This is a genomic window from Thauera butanivorans (assembly GCF_048398245.1).
Lineage (GTDB): Bacteria > Pseudomonadota > Gammaproteobacteria > Burkholderiales > Rhodocyclaceae > Thauera > Thauera butanivorans.
Map to the genome: position 1 here is coordinate 698,502 of NZ_CP183038.1, position 13,201 is coordinate 711,702.

The 13,201-nt window shown below is 68.7% G+C and carries 13 protein-coding genes; all 13 read right to left on the reverse strand.

Annotated features, from left to right (window positions below):
* Positions 1–184: 184 nt before the first annotated feature.
* Positions 185–511 (reverse strand): ribosome hibernation-promoting factor, HPF/YfiA family, encoded by a 327-nt coding sequence (gene hpf, locus ACNQFN_RS03385; RefSeq protein WP_068636248.1) that lies wholly within the window; start codon positions 509–511, stop codon positions 185–187.
* 17 nt (positions 512–528) lie between these two features.
* Positions 529–1,989 carry an RNA polymerase factor sigma-54 gene (locus ACNQFN_RS03390; protein ID WP_068636249.1) on the reverse strand — a complete coding sequence of 487 codons (1,461 nt, stop codon included), beginning with the start codon at positions 1,987–1,989 and terminating at the stop codon, positions 529–531.
* 6 nt (positions 1,990–1,995) lie between these two features.
* Positions 1,996–2,718, reverse strand: coding sequence for an LPS export ABC transporter ATP-binding protein (gene lptB, locus ACNQFN_RS03395; RefSeq protein WP_068636250.1), 723 nt, complete (start codon positions 2,716–2,718; stop codon positions 1,996–1,998).
* Positions 2,705–3,154 carry a recombination regulator RecX gene (gene recX, locus ACNQFN_RS03400; RefSeq protein ID WP_068636251.1) on the reverse strand — a complete coding sequence of 150 codons (450 nt, stop codon included), beginning with the start codon at positions 3,152–3,154 and terminating at the stop codon, positions 2,705–2,707. Before recX ends, lptB begins: the two co-directional genes overlap by 14 nt.
* 20 nt (positions 3,155–3,174) lie before the next feature.
* Entirely contained in the window at positions 3,175–4,215 is a 1,041-nt protein-coding gene (gene recA, locus ACNQFN_RS03405) for a recombinase RecA (RefSeq protein ID WP_418647955.1), read from the reverse strand.
* Between the two features lie 133 nt (positions 4,216–4,348).
* Positions 4,349–4,846: a CinA family protein gene (locus ACNQFN_RS03410; protein ID WP_068636253.1), complete on the reverse strand. Its 498-nt coding sequence runs from the start codon at positions 4,844–4,846 to the stop codon at positions 4,349–4,351.
* A gap of 36 nt (positions 4,847–4,882) precedes the next feature.
* Positions 4,883–5,365, reverse strand: coding sequence for a phosphatidylglycerophosphatase A (locus ACNQFN_RS03415; RefSeq protein ID WP_068636254.1), 483 nt, complete (start codon positions 5,363–5,365; stop codon positions 4,883–4,885).
* 64 nt (positions 5,366–5,429) lie between these two features.
* Positions 5,430–6,446 (reverse strand): thiamine-phosphate kinase, encoded by a 1,017-nt coding sequence (gene thiL, locus ACNQFN_RS03420; protein WP_418647956.1) that lies wholly within the window; start codon positions 6,444–6,446, stop codon positions 5,430–5,432.
* 223 nt (positions 6,447–6,669) lie between these two features.
* Positions 6,670–7,203, reverse strand: a complete 534-nt coding sequence (gene ubiT / locus ACNQFN_RS03425) for a ubiquinone anaerobic biosynthesis accessory factor UbiT (protein WP_418647957.1) — start codon at positions 7,201–7,203, stop codon at positions 6,670–6,672.
* 66 nt (positions 7,204–7,269) lie between these two features.
* Positions 7,270–8,181, reverse strand: a complete 912-nt coding sequence (locus ACNQFN_RS03430; protein WP_068636257.1) for a U32 family peptidase — start codon at positions 8,179–8,181, stop codon at positions 7,270–7,272.
* A gap of 14 nt (positions 8,182–8,195) precedes the next feature.
* The gene (gene ubiU, locus ACNQFN_RS03435) at positions 8,196–9,212 is read right to left on the reverse strand and encodes a ubiquinone anaerobic biosynthesis protein UbiU (RefSeq protein ID WP_418648956.1); all 1,017 of its coding nucleotides are present in this window, start codon (positions 9,210–9,212) and stop codon (positions 8,196–8,198) included.
* A 131-nt stretch (positions 9,213–9,343) separates the two neighbouring features.
* Complete coding sequence (locus tag ACNQFN_RS03440) at positions 9,344–10,771, reverse strand: sodium:solute symporter family protein (RefSeq protein WP_068636259.1); 1,428 nt, start codon at positions 10,769–10,771, stop codon at positions 9,344–9,346.
* 247 nt (positions 10,772–11,018) lie between these two features.
* Entirely contained in the window at positions 11,019–13,127 is a 2,109-nt protein-coding gene (gene rocD / locus ACNQFN_RS03445) for an ornithine--oxo-acid transaminase (RefSeq protein WP_418647958.1), read from the reverse strand.
* Positions 13,128–13,201: the final 74 nt, after the last annotated feature.

A 13,201-nucleotide genomic window follows, 5' to 3' on the forward strand; every position in this document is an offset into this window, starting at 1 on the left:
ACCGGGGTGCGTTGAAGCCGCGTCTTGATAAACGCGCGCATTATAACCACACCCCGGAAGGAAAGCCGCAAGAGACGATCCACCGGTTCGCCTTCGAAGCGATGACCGCGTTGCCCAGCCTTGCCGTGCAATGAGCACCGTCTGCGGCTTCGCGTCTTGTCCTCGCTTCGAATGCAAGCCGGTATCAGGCCTCGGGCGGCGCCTGGTGCTTCAGGGCTTCGTGGTTGTGGTCGGCCATTTTCTGCTTGTACTTCTGGACCTGGCGATCGAGCTTGTCGGCCATCGCGTCGATGGCGGCGTACAGGTCGGTATCCTCGCTTTCGACGAAAATGTCCTTGCCGCGCACGTGCAGCGTGACTTCGGCCTTCTGCTGCAGCTTTTCGACCGAGAGGATCACCGCCACGCTGGTGACGTTGTCGAAGTGGCGGATGACGCGGTCGAGCTTGGCGCCGACGTAGTCGCGAATGGCCGGCGTGACTTCGACGTGGCGCCCGGTGATGTTGAGATTCATGCTAACTCCTGTTGTTGTCAGATCGATTTGCGCAAACTGACCGGCGGGATATTGAGTGATTCGCGGTATTTCGCGATGGTGCGACGTGCGACCACGATACCCTGCTGGCCCAGAACTTCTGCAATTCGTGCGTCGGACAAGGGTTTCTTCCTGTCCTCTGCGTCCACCAGCTGGCGGATCAGTGCGCGGATTGCCGTTGAGGAAGCTGCTCCGCCGGTGTCGGTGGAAACGTGGCTGCCAAAGAAATACTTGAGTTCGAACACGCCACGCGGTGTCGCCATGTACTTCTGCGTGGTGACGCGTGATACGGTGGATTCGTGCAGCTCGAGCTGGTCTGCGATCTCCCGGAGGGTCAGTGGCCTCATCGCCACGTCACCATGATCGAAGAACTGTCTTTGCTGGTCAACGATGGCCTGGGACACGCGCAGGATGGTGTCGAAGCGCTGCTGCACGTTCTTGATCAGCCAGCGTGCCTCCTGGAGCTGGCCGGTGAGTCCGCCGCCCTGTCCCCTGTTCTGCTGCAGCAGGCTGGCGTACAGGCGATTGACGCGCAGGCGCGGCATCGCCTCCTGGTTCAGGCTCACGCTCCAGCGCCCGCGGACCTTGCGCACGACGACGTCGGGCAGCACGTAGCGCGTTTCGGAAGCCGAGTGGCGCAGGCCGGGATGCGGGTCCAGGCTGCAGATCAGGGCGTGCGCGGCGCGCAGTTCGTCGTCGTTGCAGCCGGTCAGCTTCTTCAGGCGGACGAAGTTGCGTTCGGCCAGCAGTTCGAGGTGCCCGTCGACGATCTCGAGCGCCAGCATCTGGATCGAGCTTTCGGGCATCGCGCGCAGCTGCAGCGCCAGGCACTCCTGCGGCGTGCGGGCGCCGATGCCCGCCGGGTCGAGGTTCTGCACGTGGCGCAGCGCGATCGACAGATCGTCGAGGTCGATCTCGAGCTCGGGCGGCAGCAGTTCGAGCAGTTCCTCGAGCGGCTGGTACAGGTAGCCGTCGTCGTCGAGCGCTTCGATGATGAAGCGCACCAGTGCGCGGTCGAGGTCGTTCAGCGGCGACAGCGCGACCTGCTGGTCGAGGTGTTCGCGCAGCGACAGCTCGGCGGCCTGGATTTCCTGGAAGTCGACGTCGTCGTCATCGTCGCGCTTGGCCGAGGTGCCGGTGCCGACGTTCGACCAGTCGATGCCTTCGTCGCCGCCTTCGCGCTCGGCTGTACCGCCGTTGTCGCCGTCGCCGCCCCCGTCGGTGTCGGCTTCGCGCTGCTGTTCACGCTCGCGCTCGGCCGGCGAGGAACTGGTTGAGGGTTCGAGCCTGGGCGGCGGCTCGTCGAATTCCTCGCGCTCCAGCATCGGATTCTCGAGCAGGAAGCGCTCGATCTCCTGGTTCAGCTCGATCGTCGACAACTGCAGCAGCTTGATCGACTGCTGCAGTTGCGGCGTCAGCGTGAGGTGCTGGGAAAGCTTGAGCTGGAGACTGGGTTTCATCCTGGACTAGAGGCGGAAATGCTCGCCGAGGTAGACCTGGCGGACTTTTTCGTTGGCGATGATCTCGCCCGGCTGGCCGCTGGCGAGCACGCGGCCTTCGCTGATGATGTAGGCGCGGTCGCAGATGCCGAGCGTCTCGCGGACGTTGTGGTCGGTGATCAGCACGCCGATGCCGCGTTCCTTGAGGAAGCGGATGATCTTCTGGATGTCGATCACCGCGATCGGATCGACGCCGGCGAAGGGCTCGTCGAGCAGGATCAGGCGCGGGTCGGTGGCCAGCGCGCGCGCGATCTCGCAGCGGCGGCGCTCGCCGCCCGACAGCGAGATGGCGGTGTTGTCGCGCAGATGGCTGATGCCGAGCTCTTCGAGCAGCTCCTGCAGGCGCTCGTCCACCTGGCGGTTCTCGAGCCCCTGAAGCTCCAGCACGGCGCGGATGTTCTCGGCCACGGTGAGCTTGCGGAACACGCTCATTTCCTGCGGCAGGTAGGACAGGCCCAGCCGCGCCCGGGCGTGGATCGGCAGGTGGGTCAGGTCCTTGCCGTCGAGGCCGATCTGGCCGCCGTCGGCGCGCACCAGGCCGACGATCATGTAGAAGCAGGTGGTCTTGCCGGCGCCGTTGGGGCCGAGCAGGCCGACGACCTCGCCCGAGCCGACTTCGAAACCGACGTCATGTACGACGGTGCGTGCCTTGTAGCGCTTTTGCAGGCCAGCGACCTTAAGCAGACTCATCGTGGGGCTCTTTCAGCAGCTTGCGGATCAGGTCGGGTGCGAAGCCGCGGGTTTGCAGGAAGCGCGCCTGCCGCGCCCATTCGCGGGCATCGGCGGGCGGCGTGGTGAAGCGGCTGCGCAGCACGCTGCGCGCACGCTCCGATTCCGATTCTGCACATTCGCTGGCGATTGCCTCGTCGACCAGGTCACGGTCGAGGCCACGCCGCGCCATTTCGCTGCGCAGGCGGCTGGCGCCGAAGCGCGCCGCCTTGCTGCGCACGAAAGCCTGGGCGAAGCGTTCGTCGGACTGCAGGCCGAGCTCGCCCATGCGTTCGATCACCGCCCGGATCTCGTCCTCGTCGCCGTAGGCCGCGAGCTTCTTCGCCAGTTCGGCGCGAGAGTGGTCGCGGCGGGCGAGGTGGCGCAGGGCGCGTTCGCGCAGGCTCGGTTCAGCCATGGCAGCCGCTGGTGTCCCTGTCAGGCCTCGTCCGCCGCGACGGCCGGGGCTGCGCCGCCCGACGGCATTTCGGGCAGGCTGACGGCGGCACGGACCTTGTTCTCGATCTCGCGTGCCAGCGCCGGGTTGTTGCGCAGGAACTCGCGCGAGTTGTCCTTGCCCTGGCCGATCTTGTCGCCGTTGTAGGAATACCATGCGCCGGACTTGTCGACGATCTTGTGCACCACGCCGAGGTCGATGATCTCGCCTTCGCGCGAGATGCCTTCGCCGTACAGGATGTCGAAGTGCGCTTCCTTGAACGGCGGTGAGACCTTGTTCTTGACGACCTTGACGCGGGTCTCGGAGCCGACCACCTCGTCGCCCTTCTTGATCGTGCCGGTGCGGCGGATGTCCATGCGCACCGAGGCGTAGAACTTCAGCGCGTTGCCGCCGGTGGTGGTCTCGGGGCTGCCGAACATGACGCCGATCTTCATGCGGATCTGGTTGATGAAGATCACCAGCGTGTTGGTGCGCTTGATGTTGGCGGTCAGCTTGCGCAGCGCCTGCGACATCAGGCGGGCCTGCAGGCCGGGCAGCTGGTCGCCCATCTCGCCTTCGATTTCGGCCTTGGGCGTCAGCGCGGCGACCGAGTCGACGACGACGATGTCGACGCCGCCCGAGCGCACCAGCATGTCGGCGATCTCGAGCGCCTGTTCGCCGGTGTCGGGCTGCGAGATCAGCAGGTCCTCGATATTGACGCCGAGCTTCTCGGCGTAGCCGACGTCGAGCGCATGCTCGGCGTCGATGAAGGCGGCGGTACCGCCGAGCTTCTGCATCTCGGCGATGACCTGCAGCGTCAGCGTGGTCTTGCCGGAGGATTCAGGACCGTAGATCTCGACCACGCGGCCGCGCGGCAGGCCGCCGAGGCCGAGTGCGATGTCGAGGCCGAGCGAGCCGGTGGAGACGGTCTGGATGTCGCGCTCGACGTTGCCGTCGCCCATGCGCATGATCGAGCCCTTGCCGAACTGCTTTTCGATCTGCGAGAGCGCGGCGGCGAGTGCCTTGGCCTTGTTGTCGTCCATGAAAACTTTTCCTGAGTGATGGGCGGATTATGGCACAGAGCTTGCAGGGATTTTCGGCGGCGAGCTGTCGCAGCCCTGAACAAGGTCTCTGACGGCGTCAGCTTAGCATCTGTATTTATATACAGCAAATATGTCATGCAATATCCGCGCCAGCCAGTTCGATCAAGCGGCGCAGCGCCTGGATGACGGTCTGGCGCCGCACTGCCTCGCGGTCGCCGGCCAGCTGCAGCGTCTGCACCAGCGTGGCCGCGCCGCGCCGCGCCCAGGCCACGCACACCATGCCGACGGGCTTTGCCGGCGTGCCGCCGCCGGGGCCGGCGACGCCGGAAACGGCGATCGCGACGTCTGCCGTGCTGTGGATCAGCGCGCCTTCCGCCATTTCGGTGACGGTCGCTTCGCTGACGGCGCCATGCGCTTCGAGGGTCGTGGCGGCGACGCCCAGCATGTCGGTCTTGGCCGCGTTGGAATAGGTCACGAAGCCGCGGTCGAACCAGGCCGAGCTGCCGCTGGTGGCGGTGACGGTCGCCGCGATCCAGCCGCCGGTGCAGGATTCCGCGGTGGCCAGCAGCCAGCCCCGCGCGGCCAGCGCGGCACCGGCCGCGGCCGAGAGTTCGTTCAGTTCGCTATCCATCGTTCGCATGTGTGCTGAAGGGGGGACCGGGGCTGGTCAGCGGCCGAACAGCTGGACCAGGATGGCCAGCACGAGCAGGGTGTAGCCGGCGGCGATGATGTCGTCGAACATCACGCCGAAGCCGCCCTTGAAGCTGCGGTCGGCCCAGCGCACCGGCGGCGGCTTGACGATGTCGAAGAAGCGGAACAGCGCCACCGCGACCGCCTGCCAGCCCAGCGTCGCCGGCGTGAATGCCAGCACCAGCCAGATCGCCACCATCTCGTCCCAGACGATGCCGCCGTGGTCGGGCACGCCGAGCGTGCGGCCGGTGCGTTCGGCGGCGAGCACGCCGACGATGAACAGGCTGGCAAGAAAGGCCAGGAAGACGAACTCCGACAGCGGCGCGCTGAGCAGCGGATACAGCGCCCAGCCCAGCAGCGTGCCCGCCGTGCCCGGCGCCCATGGCGACAGGCCGGAGCCGAAGCCGAGCGAGATGAAGTGGGCGGGGTGGCTCATCATCAGTTTCAGAGTGGGGCGCATCGGCTCGCTCCGGAAGGTCGGGGAGGGGGGGGCGGAAGAACGGGCGTGACGGCGGCGGCGATGTTCATGCGAAGTGATCGTAGCCGCTCGGATGCAGGACCTGCTCCTCGCCGTCGGCCGTGCGCAGCAGGCATTCGCCCGCCCGGCCGGTGATCCGGCCGATGCGGTGCAGCGGCAGCGCGAGCCGGCGCGACAGCGCGTCGATGTCGGTGCGCGCGGAGGCCGCTGCGGTGAACAGCAGTTCGTAGTCGTCGCCGCCCGCCAGCAGGCAGGCGCGGGCCTTGTCCTCGGGCGCGCCGGTCGCGAGCAGCGCCGCCAGTGGCAGGGCCGCGCTATCGATGACGGCGCCGGCACCCGACTGCGCCAGGACGTGGGCCAGGTCGCCGAGCAGGCCGTCGGAGACGTCGAGCATCGCGCTGGCGAGCCCGCGCAGGGCCAACCCCAGCGCCACGCGCGGCTGCGGGCGCTGCAGCGCGGCGATGCAGCCTTGGCGGCCGGGCGGGTCCAGATCGACTTCGCCGCGCAGCGCGGCGAGGCCGAGCGCAGCCAGGCCGGGCTGGCCCGAAACCCACAAGTCGTCGCCGGCGCGGGCGCCGGCGCGGCCGATCGCTGCGCCCGCCGGCACTTCGCCGATGATCGTGACGGACAGGTTCAGTGGCCCGCGGGTGGTGTCGCCACCGGCCAGGTCCACGCCGAAAGCGTCGGCGCAGGCGTAGAAGCCGCGCGCGAAGGCGGTGATCCAGTCCTCGTCGGCCGCCGGCAGCGCCAGCGCGAGGAAGGCCCAGCGCGGTTCCGCGCCCATCGCCGCGAGGTCGGACACATTGACCGCCAGCGTCTTCCAGCCGAGGTCCTGCGGGTCGGTGTCGGCGAAGAAGTGCGTGCCGGACACCAGCATGTCGGTCGACACGGCCAACTGCATGCCCGGCCGCGCACTCAGCAGTGCCGCATCGTCGCCGCCGGCGAGATCGGTATGCCGCGTGCCGCGGCTGAAATGCCGCCGGATCAGGTCGAACTCGGATGGCGGCGCAGATGCGGGCCGTGGAAACGTGGCGGGCGAGGCGGATTCGGTCGGGCGGGGCATGGCGCGGGCGCGGCAGCGAAGCGGGGGCGCAAGCTTAACGCAGATGCTGCCGGCTCGCCTGCCATCCCCATGGCCACTGTCGTTTGCGCGAGGCCATCATCGGTCCGCGAGCATTCTCGCGCCGACAGCCCGGTTCTTCGTAGGAGCGGCTTCAGCCGCGAATGGGGCTGAGATGCCGTTTCCACAGTTGCTTTCGCGGCTGAAGCCGCTCCTACGGATAGCGTCAGCGGCCGAGGCCCAGCTTTGCCTTCAGCGCATCCCAGTCGACCGCGTCGAGGGTGTTCTTGACCAGCAAGCCCAGTTCGGTATCGCCTTCCATGCGCAGGCGGCGGCTGAAGAACAGCGTGTCGGGGTCCTCCTCGCGCAGGGCCAGGGCGATGAAGTCGCGCGTGGTGGCGGAAATGACCAGATCGGGCTTGCCGTCGCCGGCAGCCGGCGCGGCGCGCTGGAAGCCCTTGTCGCCCAGCGTGAAGTCGAGCCTGAGGCCGGCATCGAGCACCCGCATCTGCAGGTGGCGGCCGTTCAGCGGCGCCAGCGTGTCGCGCGGCAGGATGCGGTCGAGCGCCAGGTTCAGCGCCAGCGTCAGCGCCATCGTGGGCGGCTGCTGCGGCAGGCGGCCGGCCAGCTTCGCCAGTGCGGCGGGCACGGTGAAGTCCGGCACGCGGAAGTGCTCCAGGCGCTCGCCGATGCGGCGGCGCAGGTTGCCGGGCAGCAACACGGCCGGCGGCGGGAAGGGCAGGGAAGGCAGGGCGGGCATGTTCGGGCTCCGGATGTTCTCAGGGCGGATATGCGGCAGGAAGCGGGGCGATGCGGGCTGCCGCGCTCACGCCGCCACGTACTGTTCGGCGCCGGCGCGGCCGTGCCAGAAGCCGTTGCACGGCGCTTCCACCATCAGTTCGCGGCTGGCGGCGAGTGCGGCGGCCGGTGTCTGTGCATCGTCGAGGGCGGCGCGGAACAGTTCGACGACACGGCGGGTGTCCGAACCCTGCGGGCTGATGCGCAGCACTTCGGCGTTCTGCCGTACCGCCGGCAGGTCGCCGAGCAGGTTGTGCACGCGGGCCGACTGGGTCTGCACGCCGTTCAGGGTCAGGAAAGGCTCGCCCTCGCGGGTGCGCAGCGTGATGCCGTCCATGATGGCCAGGCAGCGGAACTCGCAGGTGTCCTTCTGCAGGTTGAAGTGGCGTGCGGTGAAGCAGCGCGCCGAGTGCGCCAGCGGCAGGCGGCCGTAGGCGAAGACTTCGGTCTCGACCGGTGCGGCGAGCGCGGCGCGCACGGCGGCGAGCGCCTCGCCCGACATCTCGGGCGCGACCGCCCAGCGCGTGGCGCCGGCGTCGATCATCAGTTGCAGCGTCGCCGGGTTGAAGATGTTCAGCGTCGGGCCGGCGACCCAATCAGTGGCGCCGGCTTCGCCGAGCAGGCGCACCGCGCCCATGTCGTTGGCTTCGACGCGGAAGCCCGGCGCGCCGTCCGCGCTCTGGCGCACGATGCGGCGCAGCACCTTGAGGTCGGATTCGGATTCGATCAGGCCCTGGGTGCTGATCACCACTTCCTTGTCGGCGGCGGCGAGCATTTCGCCGACTTCGAGCCAGTCGTCGAGGCGCAGTTCGTGGCGGCGCGAACACACTGTTTCGCCGAGATAGACGCTATCGACAGACGTTTCGGCGATGTCGGCGTAGAAGTCGAGCACGCTCTGGCGCGGCCAGTAGTAGAGCAGGGGGCCGAGGGCGAGTTTCATCGGGCGGGTTTCCATCATTTCCACGGACGGTAGTAGGCGCCGAGCGTGTGGCTCTGGCCTTCGGATACCTTGTTGAGTTCGGCCATCCAGCCCGGCAGCACGCTGAAGGCGTCGGCGCCGCCGGCGGCGAGTTTGTCGAGCGCGGCGCGCCACACCTGTGTGACCTGGGCGACGTAAGCCGGGCTGCGCTGGCGGCCTTCGATCTTGATCGCGCGGATGCCGATGCGCGCCAGCTCGGGCAGCAGTTCCAGGGTGTTGAGGCTGGTCGGCTCCTCGAGCGCGTAGTAGGTCTCGTCGTTGACCTCGAAGCGGCCCTTGCACAGCGTCGGGTAGCCGGCGCGCTCGCCGTCGGCGAAGCGGTCGATCAGGATGCCGTTGAGGCGGGTTTCCATGCCTTTCGGGGTCTCTTCCCAGCGCACGTGCTTGCCGGGCGAGCAGGCGCCGTTGCAGTTGGGCGATTCGCCGGTGGCGTAGGCCGACAGCGCGCAGCGGCCTTCGACCATCACGCACAGGCCGCCGAAGCCGAAGACTTCGATCTCCACCGCGGTGTTGGCGACGACGTGGGCGACCTGGGGCAGCGACAGCACCCGCGGCAGCACCGCGCGGCGGATGTCGAAACGCTCGGCGTACCAGTTGATCGCCTCGTAGCTGGTGGCCGAGCCCTGCACCGACAGGTGCAGGCGCAGCTGCGGATGCGTACGGGTGGCGTAGTCCATCAGGCCGGGGTCGGCCAGGATCAGCGCATCGACGCCGAACTCGGCGGCGCGGTCGATGGCCTGCGTCCAGCTCGGCCAGTTGTCCGCCTGCGGATAGGTGTTGAGCGCCAGCAGCACCTTGCGGCCGCGGGCGTGGGCATAGGCGACGCCTTCGCACATCTGCGGCGGGTCGAAGTTCAGGCCGGTGAAGTTGCGCGCGTTGGTCGCATCCTTGAAGCCGAGATAGACGCAGTCGGCGCCGTGGTCGACGGCGGTCTTGAGGGCCGGCAGGCTGCCGGCGGGGCAGACGAGCTCGATCGGGGCAGGCACGATGATGGTGTCCGGAACGGGAAAAACTCCACCACCTTAGACGAGCGGGGCGGGCCGTTCGTTGATCACCATCAAAGCCGGGCGCCGGGAGCGCCGGCGAGGCGGGCTGCGCTCGCCGGCGCTGCCCGCGGTTTTGCTCAGTGTGCGGTGCGATGGGCGCCGGATGCCGGGTGCGGGCCGACGAGGCCGCCGATCAGCATGCCGAGGGCGCTGGTGCACAGGCCGTAGAGCTGAGGCTCGATATCGCCTTCGGCGACGAAGATCTCGCACAGGATCCAGGTGCCCAGGCCGAGGCCGACCGCCAGCGCCGCGCCCAGATTGTTGGCCCGCTTCCAGAACAGGCCGGCGGCCAGCGGCACGAAGGCGCCGGCCAGCGTGACGCGGTAGGCGTTCTCGACCATGTGGTGGATGGAGGCGTCGGTGCCGGTGGCGTACCAGGTCACCAGTGCGGTGAACACGGTGATGGTGATGCGGGTGCTCCACAGGAACTGATGGTCCTTCATGCCCGGGATGAAGCCGCGCAGCACGTTCTCGGTGAAGGTCACCGACGGCGCCAGCAGCGTGCCCGAAGCCGTGCTCATGATCACCGACAGCAGCGCGCCGAAGAAGATGACCTGGGCGTAGAAGGGCATGTACTGCAGCACCAGGGTCGGCAGGATGAGCTGGGAGTCCTGCTCCATCAGGCGCTCGACCATCGCCGGGTCGATGATGTTGGCGGTGTAGGCCAGGAACAGCGGCACCGCGGCGAAGAAGAAATAGCTGACGCCGCCGAGCGTGGTGGCCCAGACGGCGACGAATTCGTTCTTCGACGAGTTGACGCGCTGGAACACGTCCTGTTGCGGAATCGAGCCCAGCGCCATGGTGGCGAAGGCGGCGATCCAGCCGATGATGTCGAGAAGGTCCAGTGTCGGCAGGAAGTCGAGCTTGCCTTCGGCGGCGGCCTTCGACACCACGACCTCGAAGCCCCCCGCCATGTCGCCGGCGAGCCAGGTGACGTAGAGCAGGCCGAGCACGATGACGATCATCTGCACGAAAGTGGTCACCGCCACCGACCACATGCCGCCGAACAAGGTGTAGAGCAGCACCACCGAGGCGCCGATCAGCATGCCCTGGTTCATCGACACCGCGTCCGCCGACAGCACGTTGAACACCAGGCCGAGCGCGGTGACCTGCGCCGCGACCCAGCCCAGGTAGGACAGCACGATGCAGATCGACAGCACCAGCTCGGTCGTGCGGTTGTAGCGCATGCGGAAGAAGTCGCCCAGCGTCAGCAGGTTGAGCCGGTACAGCGGACGGGCGAAGACGAGGCCGAACAGCACCAGGCAGACCGAGGCGCCGAGCGGGTCGGAGATCAGGCCGCGAAAGCCTTCCTCGAGAAAGGTGGCCGAGATGCCGAGCACCGTTTCGGCGCCGAACCAGGTCGCGAACACCATTGCCAGCACCACTGCCATCGGCAGGTTGCGGCCGGCGGTGACGTAGTCCCGGGCGTTGTGCACCCGGGTGGCGGCGATGAGCCCGATCGCGATGGACACGACCAGGTAGGCGACGACGAGCCAGAACATCATGTTGGGCGTCTCCAGGCGGCGGGTAGGGGGCCGGGGGAAAGGGGGCGAATCCGGTGGAACGACGGCAAAACCGGCGAATTCTAGCAACGAATCGGCCGCGTGTTGCAGTGCAATTTGCCTCTGTTCGAGCGGTTGCCCGATGGAGTACCGGAGAAGGCGGGGAGGGGGGCGCGGCAGGCCACCCGGAAACGACCCCGGAGCGGGCCCGGCACTGCTGTGCCGCACCCGCATGGCCGTGCCGGCGCCGTCAGTCCGACAGGCTGGCCAGCGTGTCGATGACGACGTTCGCGCCTTCGCGCAGCACCGCTTCGTCGATGATCAGCGGCGGCGCCAGCCGCAGCACGTTGCGGTTGGTGTCGCGGGTGGCGATGCCGCGTGCCAGCAGGCATTCGGCGGCGCGAGCGGCGCTGAAGGCGGGGTCGAGCTCGATGCCGACCAGCAGGCCGCGCCCGCGCACCTCGCGCACGCAGGGCGGCGCGGCGGCGCGCAACTGCATGCGCAACGCTTCGCCCAGCCGTTCGGCCGGCTCCCAGGGCCGGGTTTCGGCCAGCAGCGCGAGCACTTCGGTGCCGACCGCGGCCGCCAGCGGATTGCCGCCGAAAGTCGAGCCGTGGTCGCCGGGGCGGAACACGTCCATCACCGCGCAGTCGGCGAGGAAGGCCGAAACCGGCAGCAGGCCGCCGCCGAGCGCCTTGCCCAGGATCAGGCCGTCGGGGCGCACGCCTTCGTGTTCGCAGGCCAGCAGGCGGCCGGTACGGCCGAGCCCGGTCTGGACTTCGTCGGCGATCAGCAGCACGCCGTGGCGGTGGCAGATCTCGGCACAGCGTGCCAGGTAGCCGGCCGGCGGCACGACGATGCCGCCTTCGCCCTGGATCGGTTCGACCAGGAAGGCCGCGGTGCGCGGCGTGATCGCCGCTTCCAGCGCATCCGCGTCGCCATAGGGGATGCGGCGCAGGCCGGGCGGGAAGGGGCCGAAGCCGTCGCGATACTGGCGATGGGACGAAAAGCCGACGATGGCGATCGAACGGCCGTGGAAATTGCCGTCGCAGGCGATGATCTCGGCTTCGTCCTCGGCGATGCCCTTGACCTTGTAGCCCCATTTGCGCGCCGCCTTCAGCGCCGTTTCGACGGCTTCCAGGCCGGTATTGACCGGCAGTGCGCGTTCGTAGCCGAAGGTGGCGCACAGGCGTTCGAGGAAGACCGGCAGGCGGTCGCTGGAAAAGGCACGCGAAGTCAGCGCCAGGCGCTGCGCCTGTTCGGTCAGTGCGCGCACCAGGCGCGGGTGGCTGTGGCCGAAGCTGACGGCGGAATAGGCGCTCATCATGTCGAGATAACGCCGCCCTTCCACGTCCCACAGCCACACGCCCTCGCCGCGCTGGAACACCACCGGCAGCGGCGCATAGTTGGCGGCGCCATGACGCCGTTCGCGCTCGCGCAGTTCGCTGCTGTCCGGGCCCAGCGCCGCTGCGGCGAATTCGAGCGCCCAGTGCGCGCTGCGGCCGTCGGCATCGAGATCGGGGCGGTATTCGACGATCTCGAGGGCGAGGAAATCGTCGCAGCTGCGCAGCGCCAGCAAGGCGTCGGCGAGCTCGCGGGGGTCGAGGCCGCCGGCTTCCGGGCAGGTCACGGCGGGCACGGCCTGCGGCTCGAGTGCGTCGAGATCGAGGCTGAGGCCGAAACCGCCCCCGCCCGCGCGTGCGATCGTCAATGCGTCGCGGAACGCCGCTGTCAGGCCGCGCCGCCTGATCTCGGCCATGTCGAAGATGCGCACGCCGCGCCGCTGCAGCAACTGCAGCTCTTCCACTTCCCAGGCACGCGCGCCGACGATGCAGACCCGTGTCGGATCGAGCCGCGGGCCGGGGATGCCGGCCAGGGCCGGATCGCCTTCGCCCAGCAGCGCCGCCAGCGGCATGCCGTGGATGTTGCCGGAATGGGTGGTGGTGGCGGTATGGCTGTCGAGATGGGCATCGACCCAGATCAGGCCGGGAGCGTGGCCGGCGCGCCGGGCGATGCCGCGCCAGGTGCCGGTGGCGACGGCGTGGTCGCCGCCGATCACCAGCGCGGTGGTGCCGGCCGGCAGCGCGGCGAGCTGGTCGGCGAGGCGGCGGGCGAAGTCGCCGTTGGCCTGCAGGCGCGCATCCATGCCGGCAGCGGCCGACGCGGCGGCAGGCGCTTCCAGCGTCGTGCTCCATTCGACGGTGAGCCCGATCGAGGCCAGGCGTTCGGCCAGGCCGCCTTGCCGCAATGCGTCGGGCGCGGCGGCGCTGCCGGAGTGAGGGGCGCCGAGCGCGGAGCCGGCACCGATGATCTTCAGCGGGGAATGCGGCGCGGACGGCCGCAGGGCTGTCTTCTCCATGGCACACCTCCCGTCCCGCTTTGGCGCGGGCGCCGCAGGATTGTTCTGGCAGGGCCGCTTTGCGGAATTGGACG